Below are 24,200 nucleotides of genomic sequence, written 5' to 3'. Positions count from 1 at the left end.
ATTTAAGAAACAATGCTATCTGTAAGTCAGTTGTCTATAGATTATGGCAGTAACCGCGTAGTAAGCGATTTAAACTTATCGCTGGGTGAAAACGAAATCCTTATGCTTGTAGGGCCAACAGGTTGTGGTAAAAGTACAATTTTACAAGCCCTTGCTGGCCTTATACCTATTAGCGAAGGCGAAATAAACACAGGTAAATGGCGCGCTACACCCAAATTAACAATACCTCCTGAAAAACGCAGTGTAGGTATGGTTTTTCAAGATTTTGCGTTATTTCCGCACTTAACCGTACAGCAAAACATTTGCTTTAGATTAAAAGATACAGCCCCTGCTGAGTATTGGATAAAACTACTTGGACTGAGCGATTTTAGAGATAAAAAACCAGCAACGCTTTCTGGCGGACAAAAGCAACGTGTAGCACTTGCGCGCACCCTAGCCCACCAACCTGATTTTGTATTACTTGATGAGCCGCTTTCAAACTTAGATGCCGCCCTTAAAGACATGCTTCGTTGGGATATTAGAAACGCACTTAAAGCTGCTGGCGTACCGGCGATTTGGGTAACACACGACCAAGAAGAAGCACTCTCGGTTGGCGATCGTGTTGGTGTACTTAAAGGCGGCAAAATTCAGCAAATCGATACACCCGAGCGCTGCTTTAGTACCCCAAATAATCGCTTTGTGGCACGCTTTTTAGGTGAAGCCAGCTTTATTAGCGGCCAATTTAGCCAAGGACAAGCCACTACCTCAATTGGTAATGCGCCCGCTCATGGCGTTGACTGTGAAAGTGGCGACGTTGATGTACTACTTCGACCAGACGATGTGTTACTTGTTCAAAGCAGTGTTGGCAATAACGGCGAAGTAATTTGGGTACGTTTTGAAGGTGGCAGTCGCTTGTGCGCTGTAAAACTTGCGTGCTCTACGGTTGTAACTAGCCGAGTAAGCCATGAAGTTGTGGTAAACCCAGGCGATGAAGTGCATGTATCACTAAGTACATCGCACCCACTAGCGGTTTATAAACAAGAAGCTTAACTACTTTTTTACTTACATAAACCAAAAAGCCCATATATATGGGCTTTTTAATAGGTATTGCTATGTATGTTACTAACTAAATTCGAAGCACTACCACTCAAACATGTAGGCCATTTTGCTTATGGTTTTAAGCGGGACATTATGCGAGTTACGTTTAGCATATAAGTGCTGCATTGATTTGTCTTTCACTTCACCCACTATCACTTCTTTTACTTGATAACCTAAAGCAACAGCAGCTTGGGTGTAAGCTATAAATTCCCACTTTTTAATATTGGTGTTATCTACAATCACCAATGGCATACCTTGAGCAAGTGCATTTATAAAGCGCGCTAAATTTAAATTATGAAATTGCGACAATTTAAATTTATCGAAATGATATTCGCCCTGCTCATTAATAAAGTAATCATCAGTTGAGCAGATTAGGTATTGGCTTTCGTCAACTCCACCTAATTCGTCAGCAAGGCTTTGCGCGTAGTAAGACTTACCGCTTCCTGGTAGTCCTCGTAAAATAAAAACTTGTTTCATAGCATCGATTTTTTAAGTGTGAATAAATATTAATTTGATTTGTTTGTTAATAATGCCACAAAATCATTAAATTTAAGAGCAACAAATCATAATAGTAGCAATTAAACTCTAAAAACTGTTTAAAAATAAACCGCATGCATAAAAACTTTTAAAGAGTTGCCCACAATAGTTTTTTTATTCAACTTTACTAGGTAAGATACAGGGTTCAAGTGCAGCGCCGTTTATGTGCAATTTATGCCCGAGTGTTGCGCACAGTTAAAATAAAATAGTTAGGCAACTTATATCATTGGAGTGAAGATGAGCCATTTAGCGATTTCAGAGCTATTAAAAGGCAATGTTGCGGTAGACAGCCAAGTAACAATTAAGGGCTGGATCCGTACTCGCCGCGATTCAAAAGCAGGAATTTCATTTTTAGCCGTTCATGACGGTTCGTGTTTTGATCCTATTCAAGCGGTAGTTCCTAATTCACTGAATAATTATGATGAAGTTACTAGCTTAACAGCCGGTTGTTCTGTGTCGGTTACTGGTGTTTTAGTACAATCTGCTGGTCAGGGTCAATCTTACGAAATTCAAGCTAATACAGTGACTGTATTAGGTTGGGTAGAAAACCCAGATTCATACCCAATGTCGGCAAAGCGCCACAGCATTGAGTACTTACGTGAGCACGCTCACCTTCGCCCTCGTACAAATATGATTGGCGCGGTAACTCGTGTACGTAACTGTTTAGCACAAGCTATTCACCGTTTTTACCACGAGCAAGGCTTTTACTGGATCAGCACGCCAATTATTACGGCAAGTGACTGTGAAGGCGCTGGCGAAATGTTCCGTGTGTCTACGCTTGATATGCAAAACTTACCGCTTACAGACAAAGGCGAAGTTGATTACAGCGAAGATTTCTTCGGTAAAGAAGCATTTCTTACTGTATCTGGCCAGTTAAATGGCGAAACTTACGCTTCTGCAATGTCAAAAATTTACACGTTTGGCCCAACATTCCGTGCAGAGAATTCAAATACATCTCGCCACCTTGCAGAATTTTGGATGGTAGAGCCAGAAGTTGCATTTGCTGATTTAGAAGACGTCGCAAAACTTGCTGAAAATATGCTTAAGTATGTGTTTAAAGCCGTACTTGAAGAGCGTCGTGATGACATGGAATTTTTTGCACAACGTGTAGAAAAAACTGCAATTACGCGTTTAGAAGAATTTGTAGAAAAAGACTTCGCGCAGGTAAATTACACTGAAGCAGTAGAGATCCTTAAAAACTGTGGTAAAAAGTTTGAGTACGCTGTTGAATGGGGTGTAGATTTACAATCTGAGCACGAGCGTTACTTAGCTGAAGAACACTTTAAAGCACCGGTAGTTATTAAAAACTACCCACGTGACATTAAAGCATTCTACATGCGCCAAAACGAAGACGGTAAAACCGTTGCCGCAATGGACATTGTAGCACCCGGTATTGGTGAGATCATTGGTGGTTCACAACGTGAAGAACGCCTTGATGTACTTGATGCACGCTTAGAAGAAATGGGCTTAAACAAAGAAGATTACAGCTGGTACCGCGATTTACGTAAATACGGTAGCGTGCCACACTCAGGCTTTGGTTTAGGCTTTGAACGCTTAGTTGCTTATGTAACAGGTATGGGCAACGTACGTGACGTTATTGCCTTCCCACGTACTAAAGGCAGCGCCACTTACTAATATTCAGTAAGTCGTTTATAAATACTAAAAACCAGCCAATTGGCTGGTTTTTTTGTGTCTAATATATTTCTATTTAAGATTTTTTACAAAAAATAAGTAAAAACTTATATGTGATGCAAACAAGGTTAAAAACAGACTTCCCTTTGTAAAGCTAGAAAACCAGAGTAAGAATAGTAAAAATACATGAACTAAGAACATCCCATACCAAGAAATTTTTGCAGCCATATGGATTTTTGAACTTTGCTGTTGCTTAACCTCATGAACGCTAAAACCCCAAGCGAGAGCGGTCCACACACATGAAAATAAAAACATAAAAGTTGAAGCAATAGTTAATCCAATATCACTGCTGTCCATCGATCCCCCTTATCTAACAAATTGTTATTATAAAAACAAAAAAAGCCATGATACCCAAAGGACACCACGGCTTTCAACCAGAATATATTTTGCTTAATTAAGCGCTATAAAGCACTTTCGAGCTGTGGCAGTACTTCAAACAAATCAGCCACTAGACCGTAATCTGCAACTTGAAAAATAGGTGCGTCTGGGTCTTTATTAATCGCGACAATTACTTTTGAGTCTTTCATGCCGGCTAAATGCTGAATAGCACCGCTAATCCCTACTGCAATGTATAAATTAGGCGCTACAATTTTACCTGTTTGCCCTACTTGCATGTCGTTAGGTACAAAGCCTGCATCAACTGCTGCACGCGACGCACCAATCGCAGCACCGAGTTTATCGGCAATACCATTAAGTAGTGCAAAGTTTTCACCGTTTTGCATACCGCGACCACCCGATATAACCACAGTGGCAGCCGTAAGTTCAGGTCGTTCAGACTCTGTTTGTTCAACACTTACAAAGCTACTTAATTGCGAATCAGACACTGTATCAATACTTGTTATAGCAGCAGCTGATTGCTCACCTTGTAAATCAAAGCTACTGGCACGTACGGTAATTACTTTTTTACTGTCGAGTGATTTAACCGTTGCGATTGCATTACCTGCATAAATTGGACGTTTAAATGTATCGGCGTCCACTACTGCGATAATTTCAGAAATTTGCGCAACATCTAATAACGCAGCAACACGTGGCATAAAGTTTTTACCTGTTGTAGTAGCACTTGCAACAATGTGGCTGTAGGTGTCGCTAAGCGATAAAACTAAATCGGTCATGCTCTCAGCTAACTGATGTTCATAAACGCTATTATCGGCAACTAAAACATTAGCTACGCCATCAATGCTGGCCACTTGTGAGCTCATTGCGCTTAGGCTGTTCCCTGCAATAAGTACATCAACAGGAAAACCTATTTTTACTGCAGCGTTAATAGTTTTTGAGGTTTCTGGTTTTAAGGCACCGTTGTCGTGCTCTGCAATTACGAGTGTTTTCATTTAAATCACCTTTGCCTCTGTTTTTAATTTTTCTACAAGCTGTGCAACGTCTTCAACAATAATTCCTGCGGTACGTTTAGCTGGCTCTTCTACGCTTATTAATTGAATACGCGGTGTTAAATCAACACCAAGCGAATCAGCTGCTATTACTTCAAGCGGCTTACGTTTGGCTTTCATAATATTTGGCAGTGATGCGTAACGAGGCTCGTTTAAGCGTAAATCAGTCGTAACAACCGCTGGTAAGTTAAGTGCTACCGTTTGCAGGCCCCCATCAACTTCGCGGGTCACGTTTACTTTGCCATTTTCAATAACAACCTTGGATGCAAATGTACCCTGCCCACGATTAGTAAGCGCAGCAAGCATTTGACCTGTCTGGTTATTATCTGAATCGATTGACTGTTTGCCCAAAATGACAAGTTCAGGAGATTCTTGCTCTACAATTTTAGCGAGTAGCTTTGCAATATGGAGTGACTCGAGCTTTTCATCGGTTTCGATGTGAATGGCTTTGTCGGCACCCAGTGCTAATGCTGTGCGTAATTGCTCTTGCGATGCTTTTGGACCAATAGTAACAGCAACAACTTCACTGGCTGTACCGGCTTCTTTAAGGCGTATTGCTTCTTCTATAGCAATTTCACAAAACGGGTTCATTGCCATTTTTACGTTAGTTAAATCAACGTCGCTTTTATCACTTTTAACGCGTGCTTTTACGTTGTAATCAATCACTCTTTTTATTGGTACGAGAACTTTCATAGGAACTCCATAATTATTTAAACCTACAAGGTAACGTGCACGTCAACTTATTTATTTTATGAAATTAGACTACTTCCTGTTGACGTAAACGTCAACCTAAAATAACCTTTAACTATTCACAGTCTGTAACGTTTAATTTGCAAGGTTAAAAATAGGCTGTACACCTTATTTAAATGCGTAGTAAACATTCGAATAAGTCCGTCATAGATAAAGAGGTTATTATGGTCGAACGTGAAACCATGGAATTTGATGTAGTAATTGTTGGCGCTGGCCCTGCGGGGCTTTCAAGTGCAATTAAACTCGCGCAATTAGCACAAGAAAAACAACAAGAGTGCATGATTTGCGTAGTCGAAAAAGGTTCCGAAGTGGGTGCACATGTACTCTCTGGCGCTGTTTTTGAAACCAAAGCTTTGGATGAACTGCTACCAAATTGGCAAGAGCTTGGCGCACCGGTTACAACCAAAGTAACTAACGATGAAATTTATTGGTTTAATAACGAGCAAAAATCGACATCAATCCCCCACTTTGCTACGCCAAAAACATTTCATAATGACGGTAACTACATTGTATCTATGGGTAATGTATGTCGATGGCTTGCTGAGCAAGCTGAAAGCTTAGGCGTAGAGATTTTTCCAGGATTTAGCGCACACTCTTTAATAATTGAAGATAAAGCAGTAAAAGGCATTATCACTGGCGATATGGGTGTCGACAAAGACGGTAATGAAAAAGACGGTTACATGCCTGGCATGGAGCTTCGTGCAAAATACACTATATTTGCAGAAGGCTGCCGAGGTCACTTAGGTAAGCAGCTAATTAATGAGTTTGCACTTGATGCAGATTCATCGCCGCAGCATTACGGTTTAGGCTTTAAAGAAATTTGGCAAATTGATGAAAGTAAGCATGAGCTTGGCAAAGTTGTTCATGGTACAGGTTGGCCACTTAGCGGCGATACTAATGGTGGTGCATTCATGTATCACAGTGAAAACAACCAAGTCGTTGTAGGTTTAATTGTTGACTTAAATTACTCAAACCCACATTTAAGCCCGTTCGATGAGTTTCAGCGAATGAAGCACCATCCAGTATTTAAAAACGTACTTGAAGGCGCAGAACGCATTGCTTACGGTGCGCGTGCTATTGCTAAGGGCGGTTTACATTCATTACCAAAAATGCATTTTGCAGGTGGCTTACTTGTAGGGTGCGATGCAGGCACACTTAATTTTGCAAAAATTAAAGGTAATCACACTGCAATGAAATCGGGAATGGTTGCCGCTGAAGTTATTTTTGAAGCATTGCAAAATGAGTTGGCAAATACCGATTTAACTCATTATCAAACTGCGTTTGAGCAATCGTGGGCATATAAAGAGTTATATCAATCTCGTAACTTTGGCCCTGCAATGCACAAGCTCGGTAAGTTTGTAGGTGGTGCGTATAACACGCTTGATCAAAATATTTTCAATGGTGGTTTACCCTTTACATTTAAAGATAATACGCCCGATCACTCTACCCTTGTTGATGCTAACGCCGCTGACAAAATAGCGTACCCAAAGCCAGATGGACACCTTAGCTTTGATAAACTCTCAAGTGTGTTTTTATCAAATACTAACCACGAAGAATCACAGCCGTGTCATTTAAAGCTCAAAGATGCGTCAATTCCTATTAACGTGAACCTAGTGAAATTTGATGAACCTGCACAGCGTTATTGCCCTGCTGGCGTTTACGAAGTACAAGAAATAGCAGGCAATAAAGAGTTTGTTATTAACGCTCAAAACTGTGTGCATTGTAAAACCTGCGATATTAAAGACCCAAGCCAAAACATTACCTGGGTAACTCCAGAAGGTGCTGGTGGGCCAAACTACCCAAATATGTAACTAAATTATGCGTTATATACACATATAGTCACTTTTTTTACATATAAATTATAAACATATCCTAAATTGCAGGGGCTTCGGCCCCTTTTTTACGTTATGCTAATAGTAGTTTTAATAATAAGAGTGTTATCTATGCCGTCGTCAAAAGTTGTTTTTCGTTTTTTAGCAGAGCCTACCGATGTTAATTTTGGTGGTAAAGTTCATGGTGGGGCCGTCATGAAATGGATTGACCAAGCAGGCTATGCATGTGCTGCGGGTTGGAGTGGTCACTACTGCGTAACGGTTTCGGTTGCGGGTGTTAAATTTAGACGCCCAATTTTAGTGGGTCAAATAGTCGAAGTAGAAGCTAAAATTGCCCATACGGGTAGAAGTAGCATGCAAATATTTATACAAGTGCGTTGTGGCGATCCAAAAACACAAAATATGGTTGAAACAAATCATTGTGTTATCAGCTTTATTGCAATGGATGAAACGGGCTACCCTATAGAAGTGCCTTCGTTTAAAGCTGTAACAGAAGAAGATATTAAATTAAAAAATTACGCTATAAAAATGAAAGAAATAGCAATTGAAACAGAAAACTTGCTTCATACAGTGTAATTACTAGTTTAAATAATTCAGGCTATGTAAAAAACTCATTATACTTTGTAAAACATACAACTTATTTTAGAGTACTCAATTACACAAAAGTTCACTTTGATTATAAAACACGCTAAATACCGTAAAAACCAATACAAAAGAATTAATTAAGGCGTGTTTTTAATTCATTTTAATATTGGCACGCTCGCTGCAAGTAGATAATTGAAGTTTGATTAATGAAATCAAGCATTTGATTATTTTTTGTAAAGGAGCTATTCAATGATTAAAACACTTTCTCTTTCAGCTATTGCACTAGCAACACTGGGTTTTAACTCTGCAGCACACGCTGACATTTCTGATTTCGATTCTCCACGTATTTATACTGGTATCGGTTACGGTCAATATTCTTTTGAATTTGAAGACAGTGACAACGACACTGACTTTGACGACGATGCACAAATGCTTAAGGGTTACGTTGGTGCACAATTTAACGAGTACTTAAGCTTAGAGCTTGCTTATCAAAACTTTGATGAAGTAAGTGATATAGACAGCAAAGCTGAAATTGATGGCGTATCGCTTGCCGCACGTTTGGGCTACCCTATAACAGAAAGCTTTTCTGTGTATGCAAAAGGCGGTTGGCTTGAATGGGATGCAGATTACACACAAGATTTACCAGTAGGTGGCGTATCAGCGTCTACAGATGGTGGTGATGCATTTTACGGCGCTGGTATTGAATACGCGCTTACAACAAATGTACAGTTTCGTTTAGAGTACGAACGCTATAAACTTGATGACGATATTGACCCAGATATGGATGTAGCGTCTGTATCAGTTCAATACATGTTTTAATTAGTCTTTAGCATGTATAAAAGGTAAGCCCAAGGGCTTACCTTTTTTGTTTTAGGCTCTTTTTAAATATATTAATATAAACCAATCAGTCTAATAAAAACTTTAAACCGTTTGGTCTATAATGCTAAGTGCATTAAATAATTGTTCTATTGTAGCACTAAGAAAATAGCGCAATAACAAGGCAAAATTATAATATATAGTTGTTATCACAAATTGCTCCCTGCATTGCTCTACCTCCTGCATCCACGCAGTCAACTATGAATAATTCCTAACAAAGTAAGTGCGCTATTTAATGCAGTAGAATAATCATATTTTTTAATAAAATTGGTATACGCAATAAACTTGCTTACATTAATGCCATAAATGCTAAATGCGGGTAGAATAGCGCTCTATTTTATTTGTACCCGAGTACTATGAGCGATTATACCATTTCGGCTATTGGCCACATTCAATCTCCTTATAAACAAAAGTTTGCTATACCTAGGCAACCACGTTTAGTGCCACAAGCTAAAGCAAAGCTTATATTTGCCCCCGATTTTAATCGCGAAGAGTTTGTACGTGGTTTAGATGAATTTACTCATATTTGGTTGTTATTTCGTTTTCATGAAACAGCTGATAAAGGTTATTCTGCTATGGTGCGCCCGCCTCGTTTGGGTGGCAATGAGCGAAAAGGTGTATTTGCGACCCGTGCTACATTCAGACCAAACGCAATTGGAATGAGCGCCGTAAAACTTGAAGGTATTGAATATAAAAACGGACAACTTAGCTTATTACTCGCTGGCATTGATTTACTTGATGGCACACCGATTATTGACATAAAACCGTATTTGCCGTATTCAGACTCTATGCCGGATGCAAGTGCTGGCTTTGCTGACACGCGCCCAGAAACACAAATGACGGTTGAATTTAGCCCTCAAGCAATTGAGTTTGTTAATGCGCAAACACAATACCCAGATTTACATGATTTTATTGCCAATGTTTTAAAACAAGATCCCCGCCCTGCATATAAAAAACAAAAAGACGGCGAGCAGAGCTATGGTATGACTTTGTATAATTATAATATTCGCTGGCAAGTCAGTGGCGAACATAACGTAGTAACAAGTATAGAAAAAAACTAAATAACTCAGTTAGCGCTTTAGTGTAAAAGCATCCGCTGGTAAACTTAAGCTCTATTAAAAGAATATAATTACTCTATTTCGGAAAAAACATGCGTACAAGCCAATATATACTCGCAACACTTAAAGAAACGCCATCAGATGCTGAAATCGTATCGCATCAGTTAATGCTTAGAGCCGGTATGATCCGTCGCGTCGCTTCGGGTTTATACACTTGGTTACCCTCTGGTTTACGCGTGCTACGTAAAGTAGAAAACATTGTACGCGAAGAGATGGACAAAGCAGGTGCAATTGAAATGCTAATGCCTGTTATTCAACCTGCTGATTTGTGGGAAGAGTCTGGCCGTTGGAATGAATTTGGTCCTGAGCTTATGCGCTTTACAGACCGTCATAACCGTACGTTTGCACTTGGCCCAACACACGAAGAAGTAATAACTGATTTCGTACGTAAAGAAATAAGCAGCTACAAGCAATTACCAGTTACTTTATACCAAGTACAAACTAAAGTACGCGACGAACGTCGTCCTCGTTTTGGTGTAATGCGTGCTCGTGAATTTACAATGAAAGATGCCTACTCTTTTCACTTAAGTGAAGAGTGTTTAGATGCGACTTATCAAGCGATGCACAAAGCATATTGTAATATTTTTGAGCGTTTAGGCCTTGATTACCGCCCTGTTATAGCCGATACAGGCTCTATTGGTGGTAGCGTATCGCACGAGTTTCATGTACTTGCTGAGTCGGGCGAAGATGCAATTGCATTTAGTGATGGCAGTGATTACGCCGCTAATATTGAAAAAGCAGAAGCACTGGCACCAAGCGAGCCTCGCCCTGAAGCATCAAAAGAGCTTAAAGCGTTTCCAACTCCTGATGCTAAAACGATTAACGAGCTTAAAAAACACTACGGTGTTAAGCCACATCGCGGTGTTAAAACGTTAATTGTTTATGGTACGCCTGATGAAAACGAAGTACGCGGTTTAGTAGCCTTAGTACTGCGTGGCGATCACGAATTGAATGAACTAAAAGCTGAAAAGCACCCATTAGTAGACTCTCCGCTTGAAATGGCAACAGAGGCAGATATTGTTGCTGCTATTGGCGCAAAACCTGGCTCATTAGGCCCTGTCGGCTTATCTATGCCTATTATTGTTGATAGAGCCGCTAACATACTTGCTGATTTTGTTGCCGGTGCAAATAAAGACGACGAGCATTACAGCGGTATTAACTGGGATCGTGACGTAACTGATTACGAAGTTGCTGATATTCGTAATATTGTTGAAGGCGATATGAGCCCATGTGGCCAAGGCGTTTTACAAATTAAACGTGGTATTGAAGTAGGTCATATTTTCCAACTTGGCACTAAATACTCAGAAGCGATGAAAGCGGGTGTATTAAACGAAGGTGGTAAAAACCAAACCATGACTATGGGTTGTTACGGTATTGGTGTTTCACGTATTGTTGCTGCTGCTATTGAGCAGAACAACGATCAATACGGGATCATTTGGCCAAAATCAATCGCGCCATTCGATTTAGCAATTGTTCCAATGAACATGCACAAATCGCATCGTATTCCTGATATTGCAAATAACCTTTACCAAGGTTTAAAAGATGCTGGTCTTGATGTGTTATTTGATGACCGTAAAGAGCGCCCTGGTGTTATGTTTAACGATATGGAACTCATTGGTGTGCCATTTACGCTAGTAATTGGTGAGCGTAACCTTGACGAAAACAAAGTTGAGCTTAAAAACCGCCGTACAGGTGAAAAGCTAATGATTGATATCGATACAGCAATTGATGCAATTAAAGCAGCCGTTAAAGGTTAAGCTAAAAATACTTATAAGTAATTTTAAAACCGCTTTTTAAAAGCGGTTTTTTTATACCTAAATTTTATGTGTGTTATTTGGCTTTAGTATTACTGTCGTATAATTGTCATTTTTATTCCCTAAAGTATTTAACCTGAACTCTGGATAATAAATCTATCTCGAGCAGCTATTTTCAGCGCTAACTGCGTTGAATTTACTTGCAATAGGCTCGCTATTGACGCGTAAATTCGCCTTGTTTTCACTGAAAATCTCTGGCTAGAGAAAATAAATTTAAATATCACCATGATTCAATACCTTAGTAAATCTCTTAACCAGAGTTCAGGTTATTTAACTATTACACTCGATACTTTAGGGAATGAAAATGAGTAATGGCGCAAACACTAAGAAGCAACACTACCCTACTATTTGGATATCTGATGTTCATTTAGGTTACAAAGACTGTAAAGCAGATTACTTACTCGATTTTTTAAACTCGGTAGAATCCGATACACTTTATTTAGTGGGTGATATTATTGATTTATGGTCAATGAAACGTCAGTTTTATTGGCACCCTTCGCATTATCAAGTATTAAACTCTATACAAAAAAAAGCAGCTAGCGGTACACGCGTCATTTATATTCCCGGTAATCATGACGAAACGTTTAGAAACTATATAAATCAAACGTTATTTGGTATTGAAATCCACCAGCAGTTTATTCACACCACTAAAGCTAATAAACGTTTTTTACTCGTACACGGTGATGATTTTGATTCCGCGACACGCTATAACAAACTTATTAGTATCGCAGGTGATGCAGGGTACGACTTTTTATTATTTTTAAACCGCTGGACCAATCGTATTCGAAAGCTATTTGGTGGTAATTACTACTCGCTTGCATCATGGATAAAAGCTCGCGTACACAAAGCACGTGAAGCAATTAAAGCCTTCGAAGATGCCGCAATTCATGAAGCTAAAAAGCAAAACGTAGACGGTATTATTTGTGGACACATTCATCATCCCAAAATAAAAGTAGATGACGGAATTATGTATTGTAACGATGGAGACTGGATTGAGAGTTGTACGGCGCTGGTAGAGCAGCAAGATGGAAAAATTGAATTACTACATTGGTCAGACACACAAACCGTACTCGATAGCGCCGACATAACAAAGTTAAATATATCAACGGATGCTAAACCAAAAAAATCAGCTGCATAAGCAGCTGATTCTCATTTAATCACTATTAACTTAGCCAGGTGATTAACTTATCTTTTAGCGTTCTTGGCTTGATTGGTTTAGTAATATAGTCGTTCATGCCTGCAGTTAAACAACGTTCTCTATCACCTTCCATCGCGCTTGCTGTCATAGCAATAATAGGTATGTAAGTGTAGTCTACCCCGGCCTTACTATTTCTGATTTCACTTGTTGTATCGTAGCCATTTAAATTAGGCATTTGGCAATCCATTAAAATAACATCAAAAGCTTGCTCTGTGTTTTCTCTCAATGCTTCTAATGCTTCTACACCGTCTGATGCACAGGTGATTTTTACTTTAGTGCGTTTTAAAATCGCCTTAGCTACTTCAATATTAATCATATTATCGTCTACTAATAATATATGATAAGCAGATAGGTCTGGCTCTACTTGTTCTTCTGTTAAGCCTTTTGGTGGCGCTATAATGCAATCATTACTGGCACCAAATAAGCTGGCTAACTTATAGCTAAATTGATCTTGGGTAAGCGGTTTATTTAGAATGTGGCTACCCTCAGGTAATATCATTTTAGTCGGTTTATCGGTCACCATGTCGCGTAAAATTAAGACGTACTTTTTATTAAACTGCTTACAGTAATCAATTAACGCATCAATTTGAGGATGCTCATCGTCAATTAATAATAAGTCAGCTTCAAACTCTTTATGCTCACTAAAGTAGTCGAGTCTTAAAATGTTTTCTGCATTTACTTTACAGGTTAGTAGCAATAAATCGCACACGTTTTTATAAACGTTATCGCGCGCTATTAATGCCGCTACGTTAATACTTGTAGCAAGTTCAATACCTGTGTTTAGTTTTTTCTCTTGTGCTACATGTAGCTCAACTGTTGCGGTAAAGGTACTACCAGCGCCCTTTTCACTTATAACCGTAATATTACCACCCATTAACTGAGCAAGTTTTTTACATATAGACAAGCCTAAGCCTGTACCACCAAAATGACGGGTTGTACTTGAATCTTCTTGTGTAAACACTTCAAATAGTTTGTCTATGTTCTCTGGCGCTATACCAATTCCCGTGTCTTTTATTGTAAAGCTCATTAATAACTTTGAGTCGGTAATGTACTTAGAGCCGACAGTTAAACTTACTTCACCTCGGTGAGTAAATTTAAATGCATTATTAACTAAGTTAATTAAAATTTGTTTAAGTCGATGGCTGTCGCCAATAACCATTCTATCTACTACATCTTTTGTATCTAAGAATACTTCAAGACCTTTGCGCTGGCCCTGTAACGCTAAAGAGCTAATCATATCGCTACATACTGTAACAACATCAAATGTATGATTATCAATATCAAGTTTACCCGCTTCTATTTTAGAAAAATCGAGAATATCGTTAATCAAATTCATCAGAGAGTTAGCACTACTATTAGCTAATTTTAAGTAATGGTATTGTTGTTCACTTAAGCCATCTTCTTTGAGCATTTCAAGCATACCCAAAACGCCATTCATCGGTGTGCGTATTTCGTGAGATATATTTGCTACAAAGTCACTTTTTGCTTGGCTCGCTGCTAATGCTTGATCAATTGCTCGCTCTAGCTCAACAGTCCTTTGTGAGACTTTTAGCTCTAAAGTACTGTTTAAGCCTTCAAGCTCTGATTGAGTATTTTTTAATGAACTAATATTTCTTAAAATAGCCGCTACCTGATAACGGTTATTGTAGACATCAAAAATACTACTGAGTGTAATTGAAAAGTATTGTTTGTTGCCATAACCATCTGTGTAGATAGCTTCAAACGGTATTTTTGATCCGTTTGAAATAGTCTCTTCTATACAGTTATTATCGGCTTCATTTAAGTTAAATAAAGAAACAAAGTCAGGGCTAGTGCCTGAGATTGAATTACCGAAAACCTCTTTAGCTGTATTATTAAAGTGAACAATTTCGCCGTTTTGCTCAATTGTAAAAATAGCATCCAAAGAATTTTCTATTACTTTATTGTTTTGCTCTTTTAGAGAATTAATTAACAACTTACGGTTTATAAAACGTTGGTATAAAAAGGCAATAACTAAAAATACGCTAAAGAATACCACTAGCATTGCAATAAAGTTTTGACGCCTTTCGTTCACCTTTGCAAACAACGTTTTAGTATCAACACTTACACCAAGCTCTAAAGGTAACATCGCAATATCACCATCAAGCGAAATACGCTTTTTTAACGTGTAAGCAATTGGGTAATTACTTAGCGGTAAAGTGCCTTGCTCTGCCATTGTGCTTGCAGTGGAAAATTCTTCAGTCCATGTTTTTGCTTTATTAAATTCAAAACCGAAGCGTAATTGAGAGTTTGGATGATATAAAAATTCACCTTCATTATTCATTAGGTAAATTTGTGTTCCTTGTGGAGATTCAACCGTTAAACTTTTTATTAATTTATCAGCAAAGTAGTTAGTGACTAATATTGCAAAAATTTTATTTTTTTCATCAAAAACAGGCTTAGCTACACGAAAAGTACTTATATAAGGTTCTTGTATCTGCCCATTTTCACGGTTGTAGTTAATAGGAGAAATATAAACACTTTTATTATCGAGCATACTCGCTTTTATCATGTAATCGCGTTGGCCTTTCTTTTGTAATTGCAGGCCTTGCAGTCGATTAATTTCTCCGAGTTGGTTTCTATCAACCCTGACAACTTCTTGCCCACCATCTGCGAGAATAATATAGCGAGCCTGAAGTATGCTGTCGTCTGTGCGCATAAAACCACTAAAAATACTCGCTAAGCGCTCTTCCCAAACGTCAATGTGCGTGCCTAACAAGGGATCTATTTTCTTGTTTTCAGTGGCGCGAGTAATGCCTTTAATCGGGGGCGTTGCGTCTAAAAAGCGAATAGCGGTAACACTATCTTTAAGATGCTTTTTTAGTGAAAGGCTTTTTGTTTCAAGCTCACGTTTTAATTCTATTTGGGCTGAATTATAAACATCACTTCTTACTTTTTGGTCAAACAAATACAGAGATGGTAAAGCTATAAGAACAAATATTATTGTTGCAACGAGCATTAGTCTATTATTTTTTGTCACATTCAAAAAATTATTCTTTTTCAACATTTACCTTCACCATAAATTTTTATTGTTATTAGTATAGAGCATTAACGAAAGAATTGGACCATCTAACTAATCGGTTATCGTTATAATTTTTATAATAAAAAGACTAAATCATTAGTTTTATTTAGAGCGCACTCTCTATATGAATTATAAATGAATGCGCGTTCCCGTATTGACTCACGCAGCTTATAAAGTAGTTGTTTCAACCGATTATCCCTTTAAAATATAAAAGGTAGCCAATGCTACCTTTTATATATTTTTAGAGTGCTAAATCTACATTATCTAAATAGTACATCTTCTCTGTTAAACCATTTAACGCAAAATGCCAGTAGTCCAGCCGCAATGATTGCAGTAGCTAAAAATATTAAGCCCACAAATGTGTAATCAACAGTCCCTTTTACTATTTCTTTAATCGCTAAAGCCACGTTTGTAACAGGAATGAATGCTGTTTTAGCAGTAAGCTCCATATTTGGCATTATTGAAATAATAATAGGGAAAAATACACCCATGCTAAGCGGAGCCATGTAGTTTTGCGCTTCTTTAAACGTACGTGCATAAATAGATATAGCCAAAGCTAAGGCTGAGAATATAGCAGCCACAGGTAGTAGCAGTACAAATATCATCAGTAAATCGGTTACCGCTAATGTACTAAATGCCGCTTTAATAAAATCAAGATCAGCAAATGCTAACGCCAGTGCTATCCAGCAACCCATACTCAAGACCGTTATGGTTGTGGAGGCAATGGATGTAGTTAACAAAGTTATAAATTTACCAAGCACCAGCTCTGTACGCGTAATAGGTGTAAGTAGGAGTGTTTCTAGTGTGCCGCGTTCTTTTTCGCCAGCACCTAAATCAATAGCGGGATAAGTAGCCCCCATTAGTACTAATGGTATAAGTAAGTAAGGTAAAAACCCGCCAATTTTTTCGCCAAGGTTTTCACGTTTATCGGCTGTATCTACTTTAATGACTTCAATTGGATTAAGAATGGATTTTTGAACAGACTCTTCAATACCAAAACTAATCAGCTTTTGAGTTTGCAGCACGTCACTGTATTCTTTTGCGAGCTCTTTAACGCGTTCGAATAAAAAATTGATAGATTTTGAATCGTTAAATACAACCTGCCACTGGCTTTGTTTTCCATCATCTAATGTTTGCTCAGCATGGCTTGGTAAATAAATACCCATATCAATATCGCCAGCTATAACACCAGCTTTAAGCTCTTCAATGTTATTAAAGGTTTTAGCCCCTTTATAAAGCTCAAAACTTTTGTGATAAAACACTTTATCAGTAAACTCTTGTGCGTATTCACCATTAATAATGGCATACGTATTTACTTTTTGTTCTGCATCCATCGCTGCTTGTGAGCTTATAAATGCCATTACGGCAAACAATAACGGAAATATAGCGACAGGGAGCGCAACAACAAATAATAGCGTTTTTTTGTCGCGTAATAACTCTCTTAATTCCTTTTTAAATACCTCAAACATCATGTTTCTCCGTTAATATGTTCATAAACGCTTGATTAAGCTCATCACTATTACCTGCTTGTTTAAATTCATCTACTGTTCCGTCAAAGCAGCTAATACCTTCGTTAATTACAGCGACTCGGTCGCATAAAAGTGCAACTTCATCTAAATGATGGGTAGAAAAAATAACAGGAGTACCTTGCGCCTTTAAACCCTTAATAAATTGAATAACGGTTTGCGTGGTCATTATATCCAGACCCGTTGTTGGCTCATCAAGTACAACAACTGCTGGGCGATGCACAACAGCACGCGCAATATTTGCTTTTTGCTTCATACCTGTTGATAGGTTTTCTGCGCGTTTATCTACAAACTTATGCATATCAAGCAATGTAAATAGCTCATCACAACGCGATGCAATATCGCTTTTGCTCATACCGTGGAGCTTTGCAAAATACTCTATGTTTTCTTTTACAGTTAAGCGGCCATACAAACCGGTAGAGCCCGATAAAAAACCGATAGACTTACGTCCCAGTAGCGGTTTTTTTACAATGTCGTTTCCGGCAATTGTTATTGAGCCTTCATCGGGCTTTAACGCGGTTGAAATCATTCTAAGTGTAGTCGTTTTACCCGCACCATTTGGGCCTAGCAACCCAAGTACTTCACCCTTTGCGCAGCTAAAACTCACATCTCGTACTGAGTGAAAGTAATCTTTATCTTCACGAGGGTCGATGTCGTCTATTTTATTTTTTTTGTGATCTTTAGTTAGCTTAAATTTCTTTTTAAGCCCAGCAACTTCTATCATGTTCGTATCCTTCGTTTCGCTCTAAAATAATCTGTATTGTTGTAAAAAGAGTCGTCTTTGTTTTCGTCATGCCAGCCTGGCACACCTAATAAAGGCAGTGGTGAAAGCTGTTTGTTATCGGCTAAGCAGTTATCTGTATTAATCATCTCATAAAGGGCTTGGTCTAGGTACTGATATTGAGTAACTAAATCTTTACAAAATATTTCATCCGGTACACAAACAAACAATGCTTTACCCGTTAAACCTATATAAGGTTTGGTGAGCATTTCATAATTAGCATGGCCAAACATAAACGCTTTAATGCTTTTTCCCCATTCGCTTTTATGCTCAACAAATGCTGTTTTCCATTGATGATCGCAAAGCCACTGCTGCCATTTACTCTCACTTATAGCTAATACAACACCACATTCATCAAAGAGCGTTAGTGCATTACGATGCTTAGTACGCTTTTGCAAACCATGCTCAGCTATATCTTGCACATGACGCTGGTTAATAAGTGCTTTGGTTTTAGGAAATAAACACCAAATAAAGCCACCAAATAAGTCATGCCAGTTCTCACTGCGTGTAGGTACAACACCCGTTTCAAAAATAACTTGTTCGTAATAACGATCGCCAAAATCTACCTTTGCATCATCTTCAAAAGTAATAGGAATATTATTCGCATTAATAGCGGTTAAAAATGGAGAAAACCACTGCGGCGCCGGCCAATCTGTTAATTCGTTAACTTTAAACAGCTCACGTAAATGCGCAAATGCACCTGTTTCTAGACTACTGATTTGCCACTGCTCGGGGGGAGTAAAACGCTTCATTTAAACCTTTAACAATTTATGCCTATAATTTACGAGAAGTTTACCGCAAAAACTGGTTCTACTTAATAGAAGTTAATATACTAATCACAACTTAAAACAAAAAAAGAGCTGACATGAAACATTATTTCTCTCTCACACTCCTCGCTACTGCTGTTTTAGCAGGTTGCGCAACAACAAGTATTACACCTACTGATGTAACAAATGGTTATAACAGTATTCAAGCTGATGAATTGGCTAAACATGTAAAAGTACTCGCATCAGACGAATTTGGTGGTCGCGCTCCTTCATCACCTGGCGAAAAGCTAACGCTTGATTATTTAACTGCGCAGTTTAAAGCCCTAGGTTTAGATCCAGGTAATGGCGACAGCTACTTACAAGAAGTTCCACTTGTGTCGCTTGAGGCTGATGCAAACATGGTATTAAGTATTGGTGGTAAAGACTATCAATACAAAAAAGACATGGTTATGGGTAGCAGCCGCATAAGCACACAAGAAGGCATAGAAAATTCTGAACTTGTATTTGTGGGCTACGGCGTTAACGCACCTGAATACAATTGGAATGATTACGAAGGTTTAGACGTTAAGGGCAAAACGGTTGTAATGCTGGTTAACGATCCGGGTTTTGCAACAAAAGACCCTGCTTTATTTACTGGCGACGCAATGACCTATTATGGGCGTTGGACATACAAATACGAAGAAGCGAGTCGCCGTGGTGCTGCAGGTGCAATTATTATTCATGAAACAGCACCTGCATCTTACCCGTGGTCAGTAGTTGAAAACTCATGGAGCGGTGAGCAGTTTGGTTTTCAAAAAGAAAACAACAACATGGACCGTGTAGCTGTTGAAGGCTGGGTTACAACTGACGTAGCAAAAGAGCTTTTTACTAAAGCAGGTTTAGATTTTGATACCGTTAAAACGAATGCTGCCAAAGGTGCTTACCATGTTGATATGGGCGATTTAACTGCTTCTGTTACTATTAAAAACACGATTAAAAAATCGGTGTCGTATAACTTTATCGCCACTTTACCTGGTAGTGAAAAACCAGATGAGCATGTTATTTACTCTGCTCATTGGGATCACTTAGGTACAGACAAAACACGTAAAGGTGATCAAATTTACAACGGTGCTCACGACAATGCAACGGGTACCGCTGGGCTAATTGAAGTAGCTGAAGCCTTTACTAAATTACCAAAGCCCCCTAGCCGCTCAATGACATTTTTAGCGGTAACTGCTGAAGAGCAAGGCTTATTAGGGTCTAAATACTATGCGGCAAATCCAGTGATTGCAGCGAATAAAACAGTCGCTAACATAAATATGGATAGCTTAAATTTATTAGGCAAAGTAAAAGACATGAATGTGGTTGGTATTGGTAAATCACAAATGGATGAGTTTTTAGAAACTGCGGCTAAAGAGCAAGGCAGAACAATATCAGGCGATCCTAAACCGTCATCTGGTGGCTATTACCGCTCTGATCACTTTGCATTTGCTAACATGGGTATTCCAGCCATGTACGCAGGCGGTGGTACTGTGGCTGCTGATGAAGAAACGGCTAATTACCGTAAACGTATGAGCTTAGTACTTCGCGGTTGTTACCATCAACCATGTGACCGTTACCGTGATGAATGGGATTTATCGGGTGCTGTTCAAGACTTACAATTATTTTATAAAGTAGGTTTTGATATTTCTGAAACAGAACAGTGGCCAACGTGGAATACAAACTCTGAATTTCAGCGTAAGTAGCCCAATTTAATCACAGCCTTAAATTCAAATTTAAACTAACTTAGATTTGGCTATCGAAAAACTCAAACAGAGTAATCGATTTAAATAGATATAAATGATATTGATTATCATTTAATTAAAATATACAGTGTGACCTAGTTAATTTATTAGGTCGCATTGTATGATTTCACTCCCTCACATTGGTTTTATTACTCCTGCCTCAAAACGATTTTTGAGCCAAAATAAACGCTTACTGCTGCCTTTATTTATTTTAACTTGCCTTGCAATACCGCAATTACGCGAAATAACAATGACCGCACTAAGTGATGCATTTTTTCAAGTGAGTGTGTTTGTTGCTGCTACCCTTTTAATTTATTACTACGCTATAGAACACTTACCTCAATTAGAGCTTAGTTATTTAAGTGCCAAGTCCCCTATTTTAGAAATTAGCTTTGCAGCGGTTTTAGGTGCATTACCTGGCTGTGGTGGCGCTATTATTGTGGTTACTCAATTTACAAAAGGCCAAGCAAGCTTTGGTGCTATTGTTGCTGTGCTAACAGCTACAATGGGAGATGCAGCATTTTTATTACTTGCTACCCGCCCTACTGAAGGCTTGTTAATTATGGGAATAGGGTTAGTTGTGGGTACATTCAGTGGTTTACTGGTTAATACAATACACAAAAAAGACTTTTTACGCCCAACAGCGCAAGAACAAAAGCACCAAATTAAAATACTCTCAACTAACATTATTAAAATCAGTAAACCGGTTTGGATGGTAGCAATTATCCCAAGCCTTATAATTGCCTTTTTGATTGCCTTCAATGTTGATTTTTCGCAGTTTGGTGCAAGCACAAGTACTTTAATTACGCTATTTGGTGCATTAATGGCTTTATTTATTGTGAGTATTTGGGCACTTTCGTCAAGAGGTGAAAGCTATCAAGAAGTAACGTCAGAAGACGATGCATGTAACCCCCCTTCTAAAATAATAAAAGTATTACAAGATACCCATTTTGTAACGGCATGGGTTGTAGCCTCTTTTATGCTATTTGAGATTTTGGTTAACATTGCAGGTCTTGATTTAAAAACGTGGTTTGTACATTACGCCTATTTGGCCCCATTAATTGCAGTGCTTATTGGTTTTTTACCTGGTTGTGGTCCGCAAATAATTGTTACAACGCTTTATATTCAAGGCATTATTCCCTTTAGTGCTTTAGCAGGAAACGCAATTTCTAACGATGGTGATGCGTTATTTCCAGCAATAGCAATGGCGCCCAAAGCTGCAGTTATAGCTACACTTTATACGTCTATTCCCGCATTAATAGTTGGTTATGGGTTGTATTTTTTTGTTGAAATTTAAAAAACACAAAAAAGCTCAGCAATTGCTGAGCTTTCAACATGTTAAGTTATTCTTACTTATACAGTTGCTGGTTCTACTGCTAATTCTTTAGGATTTGGACCAAAATCGTTTTCACCTTCGTGCGAATCTTGCGCAAGAAAAACAATTAAAACAATCCAACCAATGATTGGCACTAACCAAAGTAGCTGCCACCAGCCTGAACGGCCTGTGTCATGAAGACGACGAGCACCAGCACTTAAGCCAGGAATTAATAGCGCTAAGCTATAAATAGAGCCAATGAACATTGTACCTAGTACACCATCAATCGCATTACAAACTACTGAAAAAATGAAGTTAAATAATACAAACATCCAATATGCTTTACGACGATTACGGCCTGAAAAATCTGCGTAGCTACGCAACGCGTTCATATAATGTTCCATGAAATTTCCTTAGTGTTATTTTTTATATTCCCTAACGGGGTTAATCTAATTACTTTTTAGTAACATTTGTATCTTAATTAAAAACAGCTGACATTAAAACAAAAAACCAGCTAAAAGCTGGTTTTTATTACATATTAACAATTTAGCTATTAACTCATAGCCATCATCATTGCCGATGGGTTTTCTAAGTACGATTTCCATAGGTTATTAAAGCGAGCAATAGTGCCCCCATCAATAACGCGATGATCGCCAGACCAGCTCACTTGCATAATAGCTTTACTCACAACCTGCCCACTTTCATCAAAACGCGGTAGATGCTGCAGTTTACCTAGCGCAACAATAGCCACTTCTGGTTTATTAATTATAGGGGTCGCAATAGTGCCGCCAATAGCTCCAATGTTAGAGATGCTAATTGTCCCACCTTTTAAATCATCGGGTGCAACACGGCCTTCTCGCGCTGAATGAGTTAAACGGGTTAAATCATTTGCCACATCAACAATGCTCTTACTCTGGCACGATTTAATATTAGGCACTAACAAGCCAATTTTAGAATCAACCGCTATACCGATATTATGATCGTTATAATAGGTAAGCTCTGAGCATTCATCGTTCACTTTTGAATTAAGTACAGGGTACTCTTTCATTGCTAGCGAGAGTGCTTTTACAAAAAATGGCATCATGGTGAGCTTAACGCCTTGTGCTTTGTACTGCTCTTTTAAAGAGCTACGCAAAGCTATAAGCTGTGTTAAGTCTATTTCATCACTAAACGTAAAGTGCGGAATAGTTGAAACCGAAGCTACCATTTGCTTGGCCATGGCCGCTTTAATACCTTTAATTTGCTCTACTCGTACGCCACCGCTTTGATTCTGTGTTTGGTTTTGTACTGCACTTTGAGAAGCATCGCTATTAAGCGGTGAAGTATCAATAGTATTTGGCACTTCGCCTTTTACAAACTCTTCAATATCTTGCTTGTAAATACGTCCATTTTTACCACTACCTGGTACACACGTCAAATCAACATCTAGCTCACGTGCTTTACGACGAACCGCAGGAGATGCAACCGCTTTTTGATTGATAACTTTAGCAGCTTGCTGCGTTTTAACAGGGGCAAATTTTTCAGCGACGGCATTAGCTTGAGCCTTTACGACCGCTTGGTTTATATCAACACTTGGTTTTGCTGCACTGCCTGCAATTGTCATTTGAAACAACGGGCTATGTACTTTTGCTATTTCACCTTTCTGGTAATATAGTTTTTTTACTGTGCCTGTATATTTTGCCGGAATTTGTACTAATGCTTTGTCGGTCATTACGTCACAAACCGCTTGGTCTTCTTCTATTTCGTCGCCTTCAGCAACTAACCAATCAACAATCTCACACTCAACAATACCTTCACCGATATCCGGTAATATAAAGTCCTCAACCACATCAGCTGCATCATTAGTTTTATTTTCAGCTTGTACTGGCTCTTGTACTACTTCATTGTTAGTGTTTTCACCTGCTACATCCATAGCGAATAAAGGGGCATGTACTTTAGCAATCTCACCTTTTAGATAATATAGCTTTGAAATAACGCCATCATGCACTGCCGGAATTTGTACTAATGCTTTGTCTGTCATAACATCGCAAATTGGCTGATCCTCAGATACGGTATCGCCTTCTTGTACTAGCCATTCAACTACTTCGCATTCAACAATGCCTTCACCAATATCGGGTAATATAAAATCTTTAGCCATGGTAACC

At 38.6% G+C, this 24,200-nt stretch carries 20 protein-coding genes; 10 read left to right on the top strand and 10 right to left on the bottom strand.

Annotated features, from left to right (window positions below):
- The first annotated feature begins 12 nt into the window (after window positions 1–12).
- On the top strand, window positions 13–1,029 hold the full coding sequence (locus L659_RS0100540; protein ID WP_024589222.1) for an ABC transporter ATP-binding protein: 1,017 nt from the start codon (window positions 13–15) through the stop codon (window positions 1,027–1,029).
- 90 nt (window positions 1,030–1,119) lie between these two features.
- Here the strand turns inward: L659_RS0100540 and L659_RS0100535 are convergent, their stop codons facing one another.
- Window positions 1,120–1,554, bottom strand: a complete 435-nt coding sequence (locus tag L659_RS0100535) for an ATP-binding protein (RefSeq protein WP_007586798.1) — start codon at window positions 1,552–1,554, stop codon at window positions 1,120–1,122.
- A gap of 297 nt (window positions 1,555–1,851) precedes the next feature.
- On the opposite strand from L659_RS0100535, the gene asnS reads away from it, so the two are divergent.
- Window positions 1,852–3,249: an asparagine--tRNA ligase gene (asnS, locus tag L659_RS0100530; protein ID WP_024589221.1), complete on the top strand. Its 1,398-nt coding sequence runs from the start codon at window positions 1,852–1,854 to the stop codon at window positions 3,247–3,249.
- A 69-nt stretch (window positions 3,250–3,318) separates the two neighbouring features.
- Here the strand turns inward: asnS and L659_RS0100525 are convergent, their stop codons facing one another.
- The 3 genes from L659_RS0100525 to L659_RS0100515 form a co-directional block, all read right to left on the bottom strand.
- A complete protein-coding gene (locus L659_RS0100525; RefSeq protein ID WP_024589220.1) occupies window positions 3,319–3,603 on the bottom strand; it encodes a hypothetical protein in 285 nt (94 codons plus the stop codon).
- A 104-nt stretch (window positions 3,604–3,707) separates the two neighbouring features.
- The gene (locus tag L659_RS0100520; RefSeq protein ID WP_024589219.1) at window positions 3,708–4,634 is read right to left on the bottom strand and encodes an electron transfer flavoprotein subunit alpha/FixB family protein; all 927 of its coding nucleotides are present in this window, start codon (window positions 4,632–4,634) and stop codon (window positions 3,708–3,710) included.
- Window positions 4,635–5,384, bottom strand: a complete 750-nt coding sequence (locus L659_RS0100515) for an electron transfer flavoprotein subunit beta/FixA family protein (protein WP_024589218.1) — start codon at window positions 5,382–5,384, stop codon at window positions 4,635–4,637.
- Between the two features lie 221 nt (window positions 5,385–5,605).
- Here L659_RS0100515 and L659_RS0100510 point away from each other — a divergent pair, with 221 nt between their 5' ends.
- The 6 genes from L659_RS0100510 (at window position 5,606) to L659_RS0100485 (ending at window position 12,804) form a co-directional block, all read left to right on the top strand.
- Window positions 5,606–7,252: an electron transfer flavoprotein-ubiquinone oxidoreductase gene (locus L659_RS0100510; RefSeq protein WP_024589217.1), complete on the top strand. Its 1,647-nt coding sequence runs from the start codon at window positions 5,606–5,608 to the stop codon at window positions 7,250–7,252.
- A 132-nt stretch (window positions 7,253–7,384) separates the two neighbouring features.
- A complete protein-coding gene (locus L659_RS0100505) occupies window positions 7,385–7,849 on the top strand; it encodes an acyl-CoA thioesterase (RefSeq protein WP_024589216.1) in 465 nt (154 codons plus the stop codon).
- Between the two features lie 258 nt (window positions 7,850–8,107).
- A complete protein-coding gene (locus tag L659_RS0100500; protein WP_007586810.1) occupies window positions 8,108–8,677 on the top strand; it encodes an outer membrane beta-barrel protein in 570 nt (189 codons plus the stop codon).
- A gap of 413 nt (window positions 8,678–9,090) precedes the next feature.
- On the top strand, window positions 9,091–9,795 hold the full coding sequence (gene tsaA / locus L659_RS0100495; protein ID WP_024589215.1) for a tRNA (N6-threonylcarbamoyladenosine(37)-N6)-methyltransferase TrmO: 705 nt from the start codon (window positions 9,091–9,093) through the stop codon (window positions 9,793–9,795).
- Between the two features lie 89 nt (window positions 9,796–9,884).
- Entirely contained in the window at window positions 9,885–11,609 is a 1,725-nt protein-coding gene (locus L659_RS0100490; protein ID WP_024589214.1) for a proline--tRNA ligase, read from the top strand.
- 361 nt (window positions 11,610–11,970) lie between these two features.
- Window positions 11,971–12,804: a UDP-2,3-diacylglucosamine diphosphatase gene (locus L659_RS0100485; RefSeq protein ID WP_010552730.1), complete on the top strand. Its 834-nt coding sequence runs from the start codon at window positions 11,971–11,973 to the stop codon at window positions 12,802–12,804.
- Between the two features lie 25 nt (window positions 12,805–12,829).
- Here the strand turns inward: L659_RS0100485 and L659_RS0100480 are convergent, their stop codons facing one another.
- The 4 genes from L659_RS0100480 to L659_RS0100465 form a co-directional block, all read right to left on the bottom strand.
- A complete protein-coding gene (locus L659_RS0100480) occupies window positions 12,830–15,841 on the bottom strand; it encodes an ATP-binding protein (protein ID WP_032826727.1) in 3,012 nt (1,003 codons plus the stop codon).
- Between the two features lie 323 nt (window positions 15,842–16,164).
- Complete coding sequence (locus L659_RS0100475; protein WP_024589212.1) at window positions 16,165–17,373, bottom strand: ABC transporter permease; 1,209 nt, start codon at window positions 17,371–17,373, stop codon at window positions 16,165–16,167.
- Window positions 17,366–18,154 carry an ABC transporter ATP-binding protein gene (locus tag L659_RS0100470; RefSeq protein WP_007586825.1) on the bottom strand — a complete coding sequence of 263 codons (789 nt, stop codon included), beginning with the start codon at window positions 18,152–18,154 and terminating at the stop codon, window positions 17,366–17,368. Before L659_RS0100470 ends, L659_RS0100475 begins: the two co-directional genes overlap by 8 nt.
- Window positions 18,151–18,963, bottom strand: coding sequence for a DUF3025 domain-containing protein (locus tag L659_RS0100465; protein ID WP_024589211.1), 813 nt, complete (start codon window positions 18,961–18,963; stop codon window positions 18,151–18,153). The genes L659_RS0100470 and L659_RS0100465 overlap by 4 nt, the downstream gene beginning before the upstream one ends.
- Window positions 18,964–19,076: 113 nt before the next feature.
- On the opposite strand from L659_RS0100465, the gene L659_RS0100460 reads away from it, so the two are divergent.
- Both L659_RS0100460 and L659_RS0100455 read left to right on the top strand, forming a co-directional pair.
- Window positions 19,077–20,702 carry a M28 family metallopeptidase gene (locus L659_RS0100460; RefSeq protein ID WP_024589210.1) on the top strand — a complete coding sequence of 542 codons (1,626 nt, stop codon included), beginning with the start codon at window positions 19,077–19,079 and terminating at the stop codon, window positions 20,700–20,702.
- A gap of 160 nt (window positions 20,703–20,862) precedes the next feature.
- A complete protein-coding gene (locus L659_RS0100455) occupies window positions 20,863–22,038 on the top strand; it encodes a putative manganese transporter (protein WP_024589209.1) in 1,176 nt (391 codons plus the stop codon).
- Window positions 22,039–22,094: 56 nt separating this feature from the next.
- Here L659_RS0100455 and L659_RS0100450 read toward each other — a convergent pair whose 3' ends face one another.
- Window positions 22,095–22,460, bottom strand: coding sequence for a DUF805 domain-containing protein (locus tag L659_RS0100450; protein WP_024589208.1), 366 nt, complete (start codon window positions 22,458–22,460; stop codon window positions 22,095–22,097).
- A gap of 149 nt (window positions 22,461–22,609) precedes the next feature.
- The gene (locus L659_RS0100445) at window positions 22,610–24,193 is read right to left on the bottom strand and encodes a dihydrolipoyllysine-residue acetyltransferase (protein ID WP_024589207.1); all 1,584 of its coding nucleotides are present in this window, start codon (window positions 24,191–24,193) and stop codon (window positions 22,610–22,612) included.
- Window positions 24,194–24,200: the final 7 nt, after the last annotated feature.

Source organism: Pseudoalteromonas sp. S8-8 (assembly GCF_000497875.1).
Classification (GTDB): domain Bacteria; phylum Pseudomonadota; class Gammaproteobacteria; order Enterobacterales; family Alteromonadaceae; genus Pseudoalteromonas; species Pseudoalteromonas arctica.
This window is presented reverse-complemented; position numbering and strand designations above follow the sequence as displayed.

Excerpts from the sequence above, each read along its gene's own strand:
- L659_RS0100540 (WP_024589222.1), top strand. The coding sequence starts at position 13 with ATGCTATCTGTAAGTCAGTTGTCTATAGATTATGGCAGTAACCGCGTA.
- L659_RS0100535 (WP_007586798.1), bottom strand. The coding sequence starts at position 1,554 with ATGAAACAAGTTTTTATTTTACGAGGACTACCAGGAAGCGGTAAGTCT.
- asnS (WP_024589221.1), top strand. The coding sequence starts at position 1,852 with ATGAGCCATTTAGCGATTTCAGAGCTATTAAAAGGCAATGTTGCGGTA.
- L659_RS0100525 (WP_024589220.1), bottom strand. The coding sequence starts at position 3,603 with ATGGACAGCAGTGATATTGGATTAACTATTGCTTCAACTTTTATGTTT.
- L659_RS0100520 (WP_024589219.1), bottom strand. The coding sequence starts at position 4,634 with ATGAAAACACTCGTAATTGCAGAGCACGACAACGGTGCCTTAAAACCA.
- L659_RS0100515 (WP_024589218.1), bottom strand. The coding sequence starts at position 5,384 with ATGAAAGTTCTCGTACCAATAAAAAGAGTGATTGATTACAACGTAAAA.
- L659_RS0100510 (WP_024589217.1), top strand. The coding sequence starts at position 5,606 with ATGGTCGAACGTGAAACCATGGAATTTGATGTAGTAATTGTTGGCGCT.
- L659_RS0100505 (WP_024589216.1), top strand. The coding sequence starts at position 7,385 with ATGCCGTCGTCAAAAGTTGTTTTTCGTTTTTTAGCAGAGCCTACCGAT.
- L659_RS0100500 (WP_007586810.1), top strand. The coding sequence starts at position 8,108 with ATGATTAAAACACTTTCTCTTTCAGCTATTGCACTAGCAACACTGGGT.
- tsaA (WP_024589215.1), top strand. The coding sequence starts at position 9,091 with ATGAGCGATTATACCATTTCGGCTATTGGCCACATTCAATCTCCTTAT.
- L659_RS0100490 (WP_024589214.1), top strand. The coding sequence starts at position 9,885 with ATGCGTACAAGCCAATATATACTCGCAACACTTAAAGAAACGCCATCA.
- L659_RS0100485 (WP_010552730.1), top strand. The coding sequence starts at position 11,971 with ATGAGTAATGGCGCAAACACTAAGAAGCAACACTACCCTACTATTTGG.
- L659_RS0100480 (WP_032826727.1), bottom strand. The coding sequence starts at position 15,841 with ATGCTCGTTGCAACAATAATATTTGTTCTTATAGCTTTACCATCTCTG.
- L659_RS0100475 (WP_024589212.1), bottom strand. The coding sequence starts at position 17,373 with ATGTTTGAGGTATTTAAAAAGGAATTAAGAGAGTTATTACGCGACAAA.
- L659_RS0100470 (WP_007586825.1), bottom strand. The coding sequence starts at position 18,154 with ATGATAGAAGTTGCTGGGCTTAAAAAGAAATTTAAGCTAACTAAAGAT.
- L659_RS0100465 (WP_024589211.1), bottom strand. The coding sequence starts at position 18,963 with ATGAAGCGTTTTACTCCCCCCGAGCAGTGGCAAATCAGTAGTCTAGAA.
- L659_RS0100460 (WP_024589210.1), top strand. The coding sequence starts at position 19,077 with ATGAAACATTATTTCTCTCTCACACTCCTCGCTACTGCTGTTTTAGCA.
- L659_RS0100455 (WP_024589209.1), top strand. The coding sequence starts at position 20,863 with ATGATTTCACTCCCTCACATTGGTTTTATTACTCCTGCCTCAAAACGA.
- L659_RS0100450 (WP_024589208.1), bottom strand. The coding sequence starts at position 22,460 with ATGGAACATTATATGAACGCGTTGCGTAGCTACGCAGATTTTTCAGGC.
- L659_RS0100445 (WP_024589207.1), bottom strand. The coding sequence starts at position 24,193 with ATGGCTAAAGATTTTATATTACCCGATATTGGTGAAGGCATTGTTGAA.